Here is a 16,020-nt window from a genome sequence, read left to right as displayed (position 1 = left end):
TCATTCTCCTGCACGGTAGGCGGGTTCAAGGGAAGGTTGGGTTGCCAGGGTCGGTTCGCCGGGCAGCAGCGGTTCGGGAACGAACAGCGGCTTGCGCATCACCAGCTTGATCCAGACCACGGCGATCAGCGAAATCACCCCCAGCACCACGCCGGCACTGCCGAAGATCCGCGCGGTCATCTCGGGGGATGGGGAAACGTGGTAGATCGCAAACAGCATGCCGACGATACCCAGCACCTGGGGCCAGGGGTAGAACGGCGAGCGGAACGGCCGTGGCGCATCGGGGTAGCGGCGGCGCAGGGCGATCACGTCGATGTGCACGACGATATAGGCCAGCAGCCACGCCAGGGCGGCGGCCAACAGCAGCAGGCTGATGGAATCCGGGTCCTGGCCCAGCAGCAGGATCGGCAGCCCGGTCAGCGCCGCCACGAACAGCACCGCCACCCAGGGCGTACGGCCACGGGGGCTCAAGCGCTTGAACTGGGGAAAGGCCTGGCCGTTCTGGGCCATGCCGTAGAGCATCCGCGGCAGCGCCGCCAGGGACGAGTTGACCGTGCTGCAGGTGGCAGTGATCACCGCCCCCACCAGGAACAGCTTGCCGGCCTCGCCGAACACCGTGGTGGCGAACAGGAAATGCGGCAGCGGATCGCTGGCCAGTTGCGCCCGCGGCACACAGAGCAAGGCACCCAGGCAATAGAGGGTAATCACCAGGAAGATCACGCTCAGGCCGATGATCATCGAACGCGGGATATTGCGCTCCGGGTTGCGGGTTTCCTCCACCAGCGGGCAGACGAACTCGGCACCGACAAAGCCCCAGATGGCCATGGCCGCCAGCGCCAGGGCGCCGACTTGCAGGGGGTTCCAGCCCTGGTCCAGGGGCAGTTGCAGGTCGGCCTGGGCACTGCTCACGGCGCCCAGGCCCAGGGTCAGCAGGATCACCACCATCACCACCGCCAGCACCGTCTGCAGCTTGGCGAAGACGTCGATGCCCAACAGGTTGAGCAAGGTGAACACCCCGAGCACCCCATAGGCCACCAGCATCGGCGGCAACGCGCCGGGGTAGACCTTGCCGATGATCAGGTCCAGAAGCAGCAGCTCGGCGGACAGGGCGAACATCGCCACCACCATGTAGCCGGAGAAGGTCGCGAGGATCGCCGGGAAATGCCCGATGGCCACCTCGGTGTAGCTGCTCAGGCTGCCGGCCCGGGGCACCATCAGCGCCAGTTCGGAAAACGACAGGGCATAGGTCAGGGCCAGCAGGTAGGCCAGCAGCAGCGGGATGAAGAAGCCCAGCCCGGCCATCCCCGCCCCTTGCAGCATCAGCACCATCACCCCCTGGGACACCACCAGGCCGACAGCCACCGAGACCAGTGAACCCAGGCCCAGGACCCGGCGCAGGCCGCCCTTGTTGGTGGGGCTCAAGGCCCCCGTGGAGAGATTTGCAGTCATGGCACGCACTCCGTTCTTATTGTTGTTGTGGGCCTGCCGCCGGGGCGGCAGGTGCAGCGGCGCCAGCCCGGCGCCGCAGAGGGTTCACAGCGCTCAGCGCAGCTGGAACCAGGTGGTTTTCAGTTGGGTGTACTTGTCGAAGGCATGCAGCGACAGGTCGCGACCGAACCCCGACTGCCGGCCACCGCCAAACGGCACGGTGACGTCCAGGGCATCCACGGTATTGACCGACACCGTGCCGGCCCGCAAGCGCCCGGCGACCCGGTGGGCGCGGTTGAGGTCGTCGCTCCACAGCGAGGCGGCCAGGCCGTAGACGCTGTCATTGGCCAGCGCAATGGCCTGTTCCTCGTCGTCGAACGGCGTCACCGCCAGCACCGGGCCGAACACTTCTTCCCGGGCGATGGCCATCGCCGGGCCCACGCCGGTGAGGATGGTCGGCTCGATGTAGTTGTCGCTGCCATCGATGCTCAGTTGCCGGCCGCCACAGGCCAGCTGCGCGCCCTGCTCCAGGGCCACCGCGATATGCCCCACGACGCTGGCGGTCTGGCGCGCGTCGACCATGGCCCCGGCACGGCTGGCCGGGTCCAGCGGGTTGCCCGGCCGCCAGTCCCGGGCCTTGGCCTTGAGGCGTTCCACGAACTGTTCATGGATGCTGCGCTGCACCAGCAGCCGCGAGTTGGCGGAACACACCTCGCCCTGGTTGAAGAAGATGCCGAAGGCGGCCTTCTCTGCGGCCAGGTCCAGGTCCTGGCAGTCGTCGAACACCAGGTTCGGGCTCTTGCCCCCGCATTCGAGCCAGACCTGCTTGAGGTTGGACTGCGCCGAATACTGCATGAAGCACTTGCCCACCTCGGTGGAGCCGGTGAACACCAGGCAATCCACGTCCGGGTGCAGGCCCAGGGCCCGTCCGGCTTCGCTGCCCAGGCCCGGCACCACGTTGAGCACGCCTTCCGGCAAACCGGCCTCCAGGGCCAGTTCGGCCAGGCGCAGCGCCGAGAACGGCGACTGCTCGGCGGGCTTGAGCACCACCGAGTTGCCCACCGCCAGGGCCGGCGCCAGCTTCCAGGCGGCCATGTCTAGGGGAAAGTTCCAGGGCACCACCGCGCCGATCACCCCCAGGGGCACGCGGCTGATGCTGGCGTGGCTGTTGCGGGCGCCGGGGGCCACCTGATCGTAGAGCTTGTCGATGCTTTCGGCGTACCAGGCGAAGACATTGGCCGCGCCGGGCACGTCGATGTTCCAGGCATCCATCACCGGCTTGCCCATGTTCAGGCTGTCCAGCAGGGCCAGTTCCTCGCGGTGGGCCAGCATCAGTTCGGCCAGGCGCAGCAGGACCTTCTTGCGCTCCACCGGGGCCATGCGCGCCCAGGGCCCGTGCTCGAAGGCCCGGCGCGCGGCGGCCACCGCCAGGTCCACCTCGGCTGCGCCACAGGCGCTGACCCGGGCCAGCACCTGGCGGGTGGCCGGGTTGATGGCATCGAAGGTAGCGCCGGATTCGGCGGACAACCGCTGGCCGCCGATCAGCGCCTGGTCAATGAATGTTTGTCGGGCAGCCCGCTGCTGCCAGTAACCGAGATCGAACACGCTGCATTCCCTCGTCGGCCGTTGCGACGGCCTGCTGGTTATTGGGTCCAGAGCGATGGTGCGTCACAGCGGGCCGGAGGAAAAATACTAAAAATATGTTCGAGTCCCATGAAAAAGCTCTGCAACCAGACGGCCTGGCGCCCCACGCAAAACGCCGCCATCCGGAGGTCCGGATGGCGGCGAATGGGCACTGCCCCACGGCGAGGGAGCCTGGGTGGAGCGCATCCGGTTCAGGCCGGGTGTTCCAGCCAGTCGCCCAGGCGCAACAACAGGGCGTCGCAGGCGTGCAGTTGCTCAAGGCTGATGAACTCGTCGGGCTTGTGGCCCTGGTCCATGCTGCCCGGGCCGCAGACCACCGTGGGAATCCCGGCCTGGTGGAACAGCCCGCCCTCAGTGCCGAAAGCCACGGTGCCGAACTCCCGCGAGCCGCTGAGCAGCGCCAGCAGTTCGGCGGCCTCGCTGTCGGCAGCGGTGGCCAGCCCCGGGTAAGCACTCAGAGGTTGCAGGGCGATCCCGGTGTCGGCCTGCACCGCCTGCATCTGCGGCAGCAGCTGGTCCCGGGCATAGCCTTGCAACTGGTCCACCACCGCCTGGGCGTCATAGCCCGGCAGGGTGCGCACCTCGAAATCGAACTGGCACTCGGCCGGCACAATGTTCAGGGCCCGGCCGCCCTGGATGGTGCCGGTCTGCACCGTGGAGAACGGCGGATCGAAACGTGGGTCGTGGTGCTCGGGTTGCGCCAAGCGGCTGCCGATCTCCCCCAGCTTGCCGATCAGCCGCGCCGCGTACTCGATGGCATTGACCCCATAGGGCGCATAGGCGGAATGGCAGGCCGCGCCGCGCACCTGGCAACGCATGGCCAGCTTGCCCTTGTGGCCGAGCACCGGGCGCAGCTCGGTGGGCTCGCCGATCAGGCACAGCAGCGGTTTGTGCGGCCGCTGCTGCATTCGTTCAAGCATCGGCCGCACCCCCAGGCACCCCACTTCCTCGTCATAGGAAAAGGCCAGGTGCACCGGCAGCCGCAAGCGGCGCCGGGTCAGGCCCGGCACCGCAGCCAGTACCGAGGCGATGAAACCTTTCATGTCGGCGGTACCGCGGCCGTACAGGCGCCCTTCGCGCTCGCTGAGGACAAAGGGCTCGACGCTCCAGGCCTGGCCGTCCACCGGCACCACGTCGGTGTGGCCGGACAGCACCACACCGCCACGATCCTCGGGGCCGATGCTGGCAAACAGGTTGGCCTTGGTCCGCTCCGGGTTGTAGATCAGCTCGCTGTGCACGCCATGGCTGGCCAGGTAATCGCGGATGAAGCCGATCAGCTCCAGGTTGGAGTCGCGGCTGACCGTGGCAAAGCCCACCAGCCGCGCCAACAACTCGCGGCTCGATTGTTCACTCATTGCCCGGCACTCCGTAGCTGGGCGCCGCCGTCGGGTCCAGGGCGCGGGTCAGGTAGTCCTGCATCTGCGGTCGGTAGGCCTGCCACAGGCCGGCGAGCTGGCCGATGGGGTCGGCGTCGGCCCAGTCCACCCGCAAGTCGACGATGGGCCAGGTCAGGTCGTCCACCACGCTCAGCGCCGCCGAATGCACCGGCCCAGCCTCGCCCCCCGCCGCCATCGCTGCCTGCATCGCCGCCAGCAGGCGCTCCACCAGCATGCCTGGGGTGTTTTCAAAGGCCTGGACCATGGCCTCGATCACCTGCGGGCCTGCCAGCAGGTTGCCGGCAGCCACGCACTGCTCCCCCGCCACAGCGTTGTGCTGGCCCAGGGCTTCCTGGCCGCTGAACAACGCGGTGCGGCCCTGGCTGTCGATCACCGTGACCTGGCGATACTGGCTCCAGCCGTTGCTGCCCAGGGCCCGGTCCAGGGCGCTGGCCGGGTCGAGCTTCTGGCCCTCCAGCAGGTCGAGGACCTGCGGGCCCAGGGCCGGCAAGGTGACGTTCTGGGTCGCCACCGCGCCCACTCCGGCCCGCACCCAGGGGCAGCGCGCGCCCACGGCGATGCTGGAAGAACTGATGGCGATGCCCAGCTGGCCGGTTTCGGCGCAGCGTCCAACGATGGAAAAAGTCATGCAAACTCCCTGGCCCACAGGGCCTTGTGGCAAGCGCGGCACAAGGCCGCCGGAACCTTCGGCAACCCCCTCACTCGGGGATCACCGCGATCACGTCGATCTCCATCAGCCACTGTGGCTGGCCGAGAGCCGAGACCACCAGCCCGGTGGAGATCGGGAACACTCCCTTGAGCCACTTGCCCACCTCCTGGTACACCGGCTCGCGGTAGCGCGGGTCGGTGAGGTAGGTGGTGGTCTTGACGATGTGGCTCAGATCGCTGCCGGCCTCTTCCAGCAGTTGCTTGACGTTTTTCATCGCCTGCTCGGCCTGGGCCCGCGGGTCGCCGAGGCCGACCAGCCGGCCGTCGAAGTCGGTGCCGACCTGGCCGCGCACATACACCGTGTTGCCGGCGCGCACGGCCTGGCACAGGTCGTTGTCCAGGGACTGGTTGGGGTAGGTGTCCTTGGTGTTGAACATGCGGATGCGAGTATGAGTAGGCATCAGTGGGCTCCCACGGGGCTGAGGTTGAGGGCCGGTGCTTCGGCGGTAGCCGCCGGCGGCCGGGCATCGCTGTAGGCCTGGTACTTGCGCTGGGTGGCGATGTGGTCGGCGACATGCTTGGCGTCGTGCCACACCCCCCAGATAAACGACGAGCCACGGCGCGACAGCCAGGGCAGGCCGAGGAAGTAGATCCCCGGCTCGCGGGACACGCCGCGCTGGTGCAGGGGCTTGCCCTGTTCGCTGAAGGTGTCGACCTGCAGCCAGGAAAAGTCCACGGCGTAGCCGGTGGCCCAGATGATCGAGGTGATGCCGGCCTGTTGCAGGTCGAGTTCGAGGATCGGCTGCTTGACGCAGTCCGGGTCCGGCAGGCGCCGGCGGGCTTCGGGCTCCAGGGGCAGGTCGAGGCCGTTGCGGGCAATGTAGGCATCCGCCGCGTCCAGCAATGCCAGGTAGTTCTCGTCGCCCCGGGCCAGGTTGTCCAGCAGGTCGGCCTGGAAGGTCACGTGCTCGCCGGCAAAGGCCTTGGTCAGCCCCACCAGGGTGATGCCCTGGTGCGCCAGGGCGCGGAAGTCGATGGTCTGGCCGCCGCGGGCGCCGCTGACGGCAATGGTCACGTGCTCGCGCCCCGGCTTGGCGATCTCGGCGTCCCACTCTCCCAGCACCCCGAGCCACCAGCAGAAATCCCGGTTGCGATAGGAGCGCGGTGGCCGGTCGTGAGCCCCCACCGACAGGTAGACCCGGCGCCCCGCACGCTGCAGCTCATCGGCGATCTGCACCCCGGACGACCCCGCGCCCACCACCAGCACCGCGCCCTCGGGCAGTTGCTGCGGGTTGCGGTACTCGGCGGAGTGGATCTGCGTCAGCCGGTCATTGGCCGGGGCAATCGGCGGGATCACCGGACGCTGGAACGGCCCGGTGGCGGCCACCACCCGTTGGGCCTGGATCAGCCCTTCGGAGGTTTCCACGGTGAAGCCCGGGCGGCCGACATTGCGCAGTACCTTGCGCACTTCCACGCCGGTGCGGATCGGCGCATTGAACTTGCGCGCATAGGCTTCGAAATAGTCCGCCACCTGGTCCTTGGCCGGGAAGGCATCGGCGGCGACATCGAATTCCATCCCGGGAAAGCGGTCGTGCCAGGCCGGCCCGTTGGCCACCAGGGAATCCCAGCGCCCGGTGCGCCAGGCCTCGGCCACTCGGCTGCGCTCCAGCACCAGGTGCGGCACCCCGAGCTTGCTCAGGTGCTCGCTCATGGCCACGCCGGCCTGGCCTGCGCCCACCACCAGGGTGTCCACTTGTATGGGTTGTTCTACGGTCATGTCTGTGTCCTTCTGCGAGACGAATGGCGCCGGCCGGAAGGCTGGGCGCACGCTGTTCAGAACCCGGGGGTAAGTCGGATGCCACAGATGGTGCGACAGACGCCTGCGAAGGAAAAATATTAAAAATGTGCTCGCTGGATAAGAAAAAGCGAGGCAGCGCGCGAGCATGCGAAGCGTGCAACTTCACAACACCGGCGCTGCATCGCAAGCACTCGGGCCCGCGGCCTGGAGCCCAGGCTCAGCTTCGCTCACTGACAAAGGTGTAGCGGCTCAGAGCCTCGGCCAGTCGCGAGGTTTCATCTGCGCAGCGATAGCTCGCCACCAGGCCTTGCCTGGCGCTCTGCACCACCCTCACCTCTTGCAGCTCGATGGCCAGCAAGGCGGCTTCCTGGCGTATGACTGTCTCGATTTCAGCCATGACCAGCGCGGGCTTGAAAATCTTGCCCACTCCGGTGACGGGTAGCGCGTCGGCCAGGATGATCGCCTTGGGCACCGCTGCGCGCTCGCTGATATGCCGCGTCGCGTAGTCCAGCAACTGGGCGCTGCTGATGGCACTCCCGGCGCGCACCTGCACATAGGCCACCGGTACTTCCCCGGCGTGCGCGTCGGGCCGGCCCACCGCTGCACACAACGCCACATCGGGGTGCGTGGCCAGCACCTCCTCGATGTATTTGGGCTCAATGTTGTGCCCCCCGCGGATGATCAGTTCCTTCTTGCGCCCGGTGAGCCAGAAGTAACCTTCGGCATCGCAGCGCCCAAGGTCCCCGGTGTTGAACCCGCGCTGTTCGGACACACCGTCGAGGGCGACAGTATCGAACCACGCCCCCTGATCATGGGCGCTGTCCAGATAGCCGATGAAGACATTGGGACCGCTGATGCAGATCGCCCCCACCTCATCGACTTGCGCATCACGCAACCAGGCACCTCGCTCATCGAGGATCATCACCCGCATGTCCTGCCAGGGTAGGCGCAGGCCGACCGAGCCAATGCGCGACTCACCACGCGCCGGATTGACCGACGACGCGCAAGTGCCCTCGGTCAAGCCATAGCCTTCGAGAATGCGCTGGCCTGTCTGTTGCTCGAACTTGCGCAGCAAGTCCCTGGGCATCGGCGCCGCGCCGCAGATCGCCACCGTCAGCGAGCTTGTGTCATGCCCCGCGCAGGGCACCTGCAACAGGCCGGCGTAGACCGTGGGCACAGCTGAATAGCTGCTGACCTGATGGGTTTCGACTATCTCCCAGAACCGCGGCATGAATCCCGGCGTGCGAAACCCCGCCGGTGGTGCCAGCAGCACATGACCGCCCTGGGCAAATACCGCCAGGCCACAACCGATCAGCGCATTGACGTGAAACAGCGGTAACGCGGTCAGCACGGTGCGTCCTGGCCGCAGGACCGGCGCGCCGATCACCGTATCCAGTTGCCCGCAGAAGATCACTTCATTGCGCTGGCTGTGACGGGCAATTTTCGGCAAGCCGGTGGTGCCGCCAGTGCAATAGTAGGCCGCCACGTCGTTCAGGCCCGGCGGGGCAAACCGCAGGCGCTCGCCTGGCTCGAGGGCCAGTTCGGCGAAGAAATCCAGGACCGGCACCCCGGCCACTTCAGCGGGCAGTGGCGCGCTCTGCCCATGGCCCGGCAGGTGCCGCATCGGGTCGACAGCCAATACGCCTTGCAGGCCGGGCAAGCGGGCAATCGCGCCCTCGACCCGCTGCCAGATCTGCGCATCCGGCTCGGGGCCTACCGTGACTATCCAGCGGACCTTGGCCGTCGCCAGCAGCTCGGCCATCTGCGTACCGTCCAGCAAGACGTTGACCGCAAAGGCGATACCCGCGGTCTGCGCACCCCACATGGCGATATGGGTTTGCGGCAAGTTCGGCAGGATCAGCGCAACCACGTCGCCCCGCCGTACCCCCAAGCGCTCGAACAGGTTGGCTGCGCGAGTGATGTCCGCCAGCAGTTGGGCGTATGTCCAGCGCACCGGCCGCGCATGATCCTCGACCCGCAGAAAGAAGCTCAGTGCCGGGGCCTGTGGCCATTGGCTCGCGCTGCGTTCGATCAACGCATAGGTGTTGTTGATATCGGCAAAGGGCTGAGGACCTGCCTCGATCTGCAGAACGTCCTGATAGTCGCAAAGCATTTCCAAGACCTCCAATCATGAATTTTCTTGACTTGAGATGCTGGCATGAGGCGAATTAGGTTACTTGGCATTTGATAACAAGAATTTGGCATTCGGGAACAAAATGAACCGTCCCCCCTTGTTTGTCAGGGCCCCTGCCCTGACCGGCTTCACCCGACTGGTCAGCGAGCATGGCGGTGACGCCCAGGCCCTGCTGGCCCGTGTCGGGATGACCCAGGCCCAGCTCGACGACGCCCATTTCAGCCTGCCCCTGGAGAAGGTCGCGCAGTTGCTGGAGATCACCTCGCAGACCTTGTCGCTGGCGGATTTCGGCGCTCGCCTGGCGAACCTGCAGGACGTCTCCATCCTCGGGCCGCTGGCCCTCATCGTGCTCCACGCCAGCCACCTGGCCGATGCCCTGGAACGGGTCGCTCGCTACATGCCCTACCACTCCCCCGGGCTGAACCTGCGCCTGAGCGTCGAGGGCCAATATGCCGCCTGGCACCTGCAGCATGACCTGAGTGTAAGCAGGCTGGGCGACCGGCAATTGAGCGAGCTGGTCCATGGCATTGCCCTGGCTTTCCTGCGCCGGGTTACCCACCACACCGGCAAGCAATGGCAAATCAATTTCAGGCATGACAGCCCCCTCGACGCCAAGGCCTATCGCGCCCTGTATGGCTGCCGGGTACGCATCAACCAGGCTGAAAACGCCCTGCTCTTTCCCGCCAGCTTGCTCAGTACCCCGCTGGCCAGCGCCAGCCCGGCAATGCTTGAGACCACCGAGCGCATTGTCCGCCGCCTGATCCAGAGCCACCCCCTGGACCTGGGGCGCCAGGTGGAAATACTGGTGGAACGCCTGCTGGTGACGGGCAACTGCACGCTGCCGGTCCTGGCCGGACAACTGGGCATGCCCCGGCATATGCTCCAGCGCCGCCTGCTAGCCCAAGGCTTGCGCGTGGAGGAAATCATCGATGACTTGCGCCGCAAGCGCCTTGAATCGCTGCTGCCCCACCCGCAGATCGCCCTGACCGAAGTGGCGTTCCTGTTGGGCTACGGCGACCCCAGCTCGCTGACCCGCGCCTGCTATCGCTGGTTCGGCCAGAGCCCCAGTGCATGTCGCCAAAGGCACCTGGCGCAACCTTAGGCTCTGTACGAAAACTACCTGTGCTTCGATCAGACTGCGTTGAAGACAGGCTCGGCATGCTCATTCAGGCCGCTGGACTCGGCTTCCTCGCCTGCTTTTGCCTTGCCTGATCTTTGCTCGGCGAGTTTTCGTACAGACCTTCGGGGCGGCCGGTTGAGCCCCCCCGGCACCCGCGGTTCAAGCACCCGGGAATGTCGACAGCCCGGCACTCCCCGGGGCTTCTCTGACGATCATGTCCACGGCTTGCTGGGCAATCGGTGAAAGCGTGCGCCCGGCATGGGTCACCACGGCGTAGCGGATGGTCAGCACATCCGCCGGCCAGGGCGGCTGTATGAAAGGTGCCAGGTCCACCAGCAACCCGTTGTGCAGGTCCTGGTCGAGCCACGAGCGCCAGGTCAGGAGCAACGAGTCGCTGCTCAGGGTGGTTTCGCGCAACAGGTTCAGATCGTTGGAGCTCAGGGTCCAGGGCAGCAAGGTGCCCGGCGCCAGATCGAACAGGGCATACAGCGAAGCTTCGTTGGACGGCGACACGCCACTCCACTGGTAGTCGAGGATCTGGGCACGGGCAATCGGGCCTGCCTGGCGGGCCAGCGGGTGATCGCGGCGACAGAACACCGAGGCCGGCTGAGGCGGCAGATGGGTCACGGAAAAGCGCGGGTCGATTTCCTCGCCCGACTTGAGGCTGGCGACCACGAAATCCAGTTGCTCGGTTTCCAGCAGGTGGCACAACTGATTCCAGTACCCGACCTGGACATTGAGCACCAGCCTGGGGACCTGTTTGCGCAACCTGATGAGAATATCGACGGTGTTGAGCGTGGCCGCCATCGGGTTGATGCCCAGGCGCAGTTCCCCACCTTCGGCGCCGGCAATATCGATGGCTTGCGCCACCAGCTTCCTGGCGCAACCGAGCAGCTCATGAGCACGCCCGATCAACTGCTGCCCGGCAGCGGTGAGCATCACCGTGCGCGTATCACGATCGAAGAGCCGAACGCCCAGGTCCGCTTCCAGCGACTGGATGCTGCGGCTGAACGCCGTCTGCGACAGGTTGGCCCGAGCCGCAGCGCGGGAAAAATGCAGTTCCTCGCTCAGATAGACCAGATGGCGCACACGTTTCAGATCGATTAAGTCGTTCACTGCATTAATCCAGCCCTATCTTTGCATTGGACACTCTTAACACGCTCCCAGAAGATTCTCCACCACCAGCATCGCCCGGCAGACAACACGTACTGCCTCCAATAAAAAAAACGATGGGGAAGTTCTGTGGCGCACCAATTCCAGCTTGATCCATTCCGCTTACTGGGCCTGCCAACGCTGCTTGCACTGAGCATCAGCGCACCTGGCCAGGCCGCTACCTTCGACATCGGCGAGATCCAGGGGCAATTCGATTCTTCGTTGTCCATTGGCGCCAGCTGGGCACTGCGCAACCCGGACCGGGCCTTCATCGGCACGTGGAACGCAGGGCACGCTTCAAGCCAATCCTCCGACGACGGCCGGCTGAACTTTCGCAAGGGCGAAACCTTCTCGAAGATCTTCAAGGGCGTGCACGACCTGCAGCTCAGCTACGGCGACAGCGGGCTGTTCCTGCGGGGCAAGTACTGGTACGACTTCGAGCTCAAGGACGAGAGCCGGCGCTATGTGCAGATCAGCGATGAGCATCGCAAGGAGGCCGCCAAGTCCTCGGGCGCGCAGCTGCTGGACGCCTTTGTCTATCACAACTATTTCATCGCCGATCAGCCCGGCAATGCGCGCCTGGGCAAACAGGTGGTCAGTTGGGGGGAAAGCACCTTCATCGGCAATGGCATCAACGTGATCAACCCGACGGATGTCGCAGCCTTCCGGCGCCCGGGAGCCGAAATCAAGGAAGGCCTGATTCCGGTCAACATGCTGTTTTTGTCCCAGGGACTGAGCGAAAACCTCTCTGCCGAATTTTTCTATCAACTGGAATGGGACCAGACCGTCGTCGACAATTGCGGGACCTTTTTCGGCTCCGACGTGATGGCCGATGGATGCAACACCCGCATGGGTTTCTCGCCCCCCTGGGACCCCAATGGCCAGTATCACTTCACCCGGGGTGGCGACCGCGACGCGCGCAACAGTGGCCAGTTCGGGATGGCCCTGCGCTGGCAGGTCGAGGCGCTGAACAACACCGAGTTCGGCCTGTATGCCCTGAACTACCACAGCCGCGCGCCTTTCCTCGGTGGCACGGTCGGCACGGCCCCCTTCGCGGTAAAGCCAGGGACCAGGGCATCGAGCGCCGAGTACTTCATCGAGTACCCGGAAGACATCCGCCTCTATGGCCTGAGCTTTGCCACCACCCTGGGCACCACTGCGGTTTCCGGCGAACTGAGCTACCGGCCGAACATGCCGCTGTCACTCAACGGCAGCGACGTGACCATTGCCGCGCTCGCCGGCCCGATGGCGGCCGATCTCGGTGCGCCGATCTTCACCAGCGGCTTTGCGCAGCCAGTGCCAGGCGAGAGCTTCCACGGTTATGTGCGAAAGCCGGTGACCCAGGCGCAAATCACCCTCACCCATTTCATCGACCAGGTCTTGGCCGCCGAGCGCCTGAGCCTGATTACCGAGATCGGCTACAACCACCTGGGGGATATCAACAGCAACGCCTTGCGCTTCGGCCGGGACAGTATCTTCGGCAACGGCGAACTGCCCGACAACCGCAATTGCACGCTGATGGCCAACCCGGTCAACCCGCAGAACTGCAACAACAAGGGCTTCTACACCGCCAATTCCTGGGGTTATCGCGGCCGCGCCATCCTCGACTATCAGAACGTGATCGCCGGGGTGAACCTCAAGCCCAGCCTGTCCTGGTCCCATGACGTGGAAGGCTACGGCCCCAACTTCAACCAAGGCAGCAAGGCCATCAGCCTCGCCCTGGATGCCGACCTTCGCAATACCTACTCGGCGAGTCTTTCCTACACCGATTTCTTCGGTGGCGCCTACAACACTTCGACTGATCGCGACTTCGTCGCCCTCAGCTTCGGCGTGAGCTTTTGAATCCGCAATCAGCAATCGAACAGGACAGGGTGCGATGAACATTTCGAAGTCGGTTTTTCACGGCAGTGCGTTGTCGCTGCTGCTTTGTACGTCGGCCATGGCCGCAGTGTCGCCCGAAGAGGCGGCCAAGCTCGAGACCACGCTGACCCCGGTGGGTGCCGAGCGCGCCGGCAATGCCGACGGCACCATTCCGGCCTGGACCGGCGGCCTGGCGAAGAATGCCGGGGCGGTCGACAGCGCCGGTTTTCTCGCCGACCCCTATGGCAGCGAACATGCGTTGTTCAGCATTACCGCGCAGAACGTCGAGCAGTACAAAAGCCGCCTGTCCCCGGGCCAGGTCGCGATGTTCAAGCGCTACCCCGATTACCGGATGAACGTCTACCCCACTCACCGCAGCGCCAACGTACCGCCGAGCATCGTCGAGGCGGCCCGCAAGAACGCCCTGAACACCACCCTGGTTGCCGGCGGTAACGGCCTGGAGCACTTCACCAAGGCCTATCCGTTTCCGATTCCCGGGAATGGGCTGGAGGTGATCTGGAACCACATCACCCGTTATCGCGGTGACAGCGTGAAGCGTCAGATGGTGCAGATCGTGCCGGATGTCCAGGGCAACGGCACACCCGTGACCTTTGCCCACCAGTATGTGTTGCGCGAGAGCCTCGCCGACTACGATCCGGCCAAGCCGAGCAACGTGCTGTTCTACAACAAGCAGACCGTGGTCGCGCCCGCGCGCCTGGCCGGCAACGTGGAACTGGTTCACGAGACCCTCGATCAGGTCAAGGAACCGCGCCAGGCCTGGATCTACAACGCCGGCCAGCGCCGTGTGCGGCGGGCCCCGCAGGTGGCCTACGACGGGCCGGCCGCCAGTACCGACGGCCAGCGCGTGGTGGACAACTACGACATGTTCAACGGCGCGCCGGATCGCTATGACTGGCAACTGGTGGGCAAGCAGGAACTGTACATCCCCTACAACAGTTACAAGCTCGATTCGCCCACGCTCAAGTACGCCGAGATCACCAAGGCCGGGCACATCAACCAGGACCTGGCGCGCTATGAACTGCACCGTGTGTGGCACGTGGTCGCGACCTTGAAACCCGGCCAGCGCCATGTGTATGCCAAGCGCGATTTCTACATCGACGAGGACTCCTGGCAGGCCGCGGTCATCGATCACTACGACGGGCGCAATACCCTGTGGCGGGTTGCCGAAGCCCACCAGCTTTCCTACTACAACAGCCAGGTGCCCTGGTACACCGCCGAGACCCTGAATGACATGGTCAGCGGCCGTTACCTGGTGCTGGGCCTGAAGAACGAAGAGAAGAGCAACTATCAGTTCGGCGTCAAGGCACTGGAGGCCGAGTTCACGCCCAACGCCTTGCGCCAGAGTGGGGTGCGCTGAACTCGGGTCACGACGGCTCGAACAACAGCGCCTTCGCCGAGGTGGCGCCAGGACCTCGTACTGGCGGTGGGCACAGCCTCTGTGCCAACCGCCACTCTTTGGAAAATGCCATGAAAAGCACCCCCGCTCCTTCGCTACCGCTTCAATACGCGCCGAGCACAGCACCGGCAATGCCCCGCGGCAACATGCGCCGGGTGGTCGTCGCCTCCTCCCTGGGCAATGCGCTGGAGATGTACGACTTCACCGTCTACAGCTTTTTCGCGGTGATCATCGGCCAGCTGTTCTTCCCCTCCGACTCCCCCCTGGCGTCGCTGATGATGTCGCTGGTGACCTTCGCCCTGGGGTTTGTCGTCCGCCCGCTAGGGGCGGTACTGATTGGCCGGGTGGCCGACCGTTACGGCCGCAAGCAGGCGCTGTCGCTGACCATTGCCTTGATGACCATCGGCACGGGCATCATTGCCTTTACCCCCACCTATTCGAGCATCGGGATCTTCGCCACCATCATGCTGGTGCTGGGGCGGATGCTGCAGGGCTTTTCCGCAGGCGGTGAGGTTGGCGCCGCGTCGGCCTTCCTGATGGAGTCCGGGCGCACCGACAACCGCTGCTTCATGGTCTGCTGGCAAGGCGCGAGCCAGGGCGCTGCCGCCCTGCTCGGGGCGCTTTCCGGGCTGGCGCTGACCAGTGTTCTGTCGGAGCAGGCGCTGCACAGCTGGGGCTGGCGCGTTCCGTTCATCATCGGCCTGCTGATAGGCCCGGTGGGCTGGTACATCCGCAAGCACCTGGATGAAACCCACCAGAACCCGGAGAACCCGACGCCGTTTCGCGACCTGTTGCGCAAGCACGCGCGCACCCTGGGGCTGGGCATATTGCTCATGGCCAGTTCGACGGTCACCTCCTACATGGTGGTGTTCTACATGCCGACCTACCTCACCCGGACCTTGCACTACTCCAGCAGCTTCGCCTTTTCGCTGGTGGCCTTCGCTTGCGTCCTGTTGACGGTCGTTCCCCCGCTGGCCTCGCGATGGGCTGACCGCATGCCACGGCGCAAGCCCTTGCTGTACTGGCTGTGCGGGCTGCAGATCATCCTGACCTACCCGGCCTTCATGCTGCTGGGCCTGCAAAGCACCCTGCTCTGCCTGGTGGCGGTGTCGATGCTGATCCTGCCGATGGCCATCAGCGGCGGTGCCGGCCTGGCGCTGCTGATGGAAGCCTTCGCCCGGGACGAGCGAGTCACCGGGCTGTCGATCGTCTACAGCTTCGGGGTCACCCTGTTCGGGGGGTTCTCGCCGCTGATCGTGACCTGGCTGATCGCCGTGACCGCAAGCCCGCTGGTACCTGCCTGGTATCTGTGCAGCGCCATCGTGCTCAGTGGCGTAGCCCTGCGTTTCTACCCGGAATACCCGGGCCGTCCCTGAATCCGACCTGCAATTGCCCCTCTACCTGGAACAAGGAATCCGTTGT

General features: G+C 65.4%; 12 protein-coding genes. 4 read left to right on the top strand and 8 right to left on the bottom strand.

Annotated features, from left to right (window positions below):
- From BLS75_RS01305 to BLS75_RS01275, 7 genes are all read right to left on the bottom strand, one after another.
- Nucleotides 1-1,449, bottom strand: a complete 1,449-nt coding sequence (locus BLS75_RS01305; protein WP_072450079.1) for an APC family permease — start codon at nucleotides 1,447-1,449, stop codon at nucleotides 1-3.
- 93 nt (nucleotides 1,450-1,542) lie between these two features.
- Complete coding sequence (locus BLS75_RS01300; protein WP_072450078.1) at nucleotides 1,543-3,033, bottom strand: aldehyde dehydrogenase; 1,491 nt, start codon at nucleotides 3,031-3,033, stop codon at nucleotides 1,543-1,545.
- Between the two features lie 230 nt (nucleotides 3,034-3,263).
- Nucleotides 3,264-4,427, bottom strand: a complete 1,164-nt coding sequence (gene argE / locus BLS75_RS01295) for an acetylornithine deacetylase (RefSeq protein WP_011061804.1) — start codon at nucleotides 4,425-4,427, stop codon at nucleotides 3,264-3,266.
- Nucleotides 4,420-5,097, bottom strand: a complete 678-nt coding sequence (locus tag BLS75_RS01290) for a DUF1028 domain-containing protein (RefSeq protein ID WP_072450077.1) — start codon at nucleotides 5,095-5,097, stop codon at nucleotides 4,420-4,422. The genes argE and BLS75_RS01290 overlap by 8 nt, the downstream gene beginning before the upstream one ends.
- Before the next feature lie 70 nt (nucleotides 5,098-5,167).
- Nucleotides 5,168-5,578, bottom strand: coding sequence for a RidA family protein (locus BLS75_RS01285; protein ID WP_011061806.1), 411 nt, complete (start codon nucleotides 5,576-5,578; stop codon nucleotides 5,168-5,170).
- A complete protein-coding gene (locus BLS75_RS01280) occupies nucleotides 5,578-6,894 on the bottom strand; it encodes a flavin-containing monooxygenase (protein ID WP_072450076.1) in 1,317 nt (438 codons plus the stop codon). Before BLS75_RS01280 ends, BLS75_RS01285 begins: the two co-directional genes overlap by 1 nt.
- Before the next feature lie 238 nt (nucleotides 6,895-7,132).
- Complete coding sequence (locus BLS75_RS01275; RefSeq protein WP_072450075.1) at nucleotides 7,133-9,028, bottom strand: acyl-CoA synthetase; 1,896 nt, start codon at nucleotides 9,026-9,028, stop codon at nucleotides 7,133-7,135.
- A 103-nt stretch (nucleotides 9,029-9,131) separates the two neighbouring features.
- Between BLS75_RS01275 and BLS75_RS01270 the strand changes: the two genes are divergently transcribed.
- Complete coding sequence (locus BLS75_RS01270; RefSeq protein WP_072450074.1) at nucleotides 9,132-10,151, top strand: AraC family transcriptional regulator; 1,020 nt, start codon at nucleotides 9,132-9,134, stop codon at nucleotides 10,149-10,151.
- Nucleotides 10,152-10,328: 177 nt separating this feature from the next.
- Here the strand turns inward: BLS75_RS01270 and BLS75_RS01265 are convergent, their stop codons facing one another.
- Nucleotides 10,329-11,285 (bottom strand): LysR family transcriptional regulator, encoded by a 957-nt coding sequence (locus BLS75_RS01265; RefSeq protein ID WP_019094857.1) that lies wholly within the window; start codon nucleotides 11,283-11,285, stop codon nucleotides 10,329-10,331.
- Nucleotides 11,286-11,411: 126 nt separating this feature from the next.
- Here BLS75_RS01265 and BLS75_RS01260 point away from each other — a divergent pair, with 126 nt between their 5' ends.
- The 3 genes from BLS75_RS01260 to BLS75_RS01250 all read left to right on the top strand — a co-directional run bounded on the left by BLS75_RS01260 (nucleotide 11,412) and on the right by BLS75_RS01250 (nucleotide 15,974).
- On the top strand, nucleotides 11,412-13,163 hold the full coding sequence (locus tag BLS75_RS01260) for a DUF1302 domain-containing protein (RefSeq protein WP_072450073.1): 1,752 nt from the start codon (nucleotides 11,412-11,414) through the stop codon (nucleotides 13,161-13,163).
- Nucleotides 13,164-13,197: 34 nt separating this feature from the next.
- Nucleotides 13,198-14,559, top strand: a complete 1,362-nt coding sequence (locus BLS75_RS01255; RefSeq protein WP_072450072.1) for a DUF1329 domain-containing protein — start codon at nucleotides 13,198-13,200, stop codon at nucleotides 14,557-14,559.
- Nucleotides 14,560-14,669: 110 nt separating this feature from the next.
- Nucleotides 14,670-15,974 carry an MFS transporter gene (locus BLS75_RS01250; protein ID WP_026022872.1) on the top strand — a complete coding sequence of 435 codons (1,305 nt, stop codon included), beginning with the start codon at nucleotides 14,670-14,672 and terminating at the stop codon, nucleotides 15,972-15,974.
- Nucleotides 15,975-16,020 lie beyond the last annotated feature (46 nt).

The organism is Pseudomonas sp. NFPP12, from assembly GCF_900103205.1.
GTDB lineage: Bacteria > Pseudomonadota > Gammaproteobacteria > Pseudomonadales > Pseudomonadaceae > Aquipseudomonas > Aquipseudomonas protegens.
The sequence above is the reverse complement of the archived record's forward strand: the minus strand, read 5'-3'. Positions and strand labels throughout refer to the sequence as shown.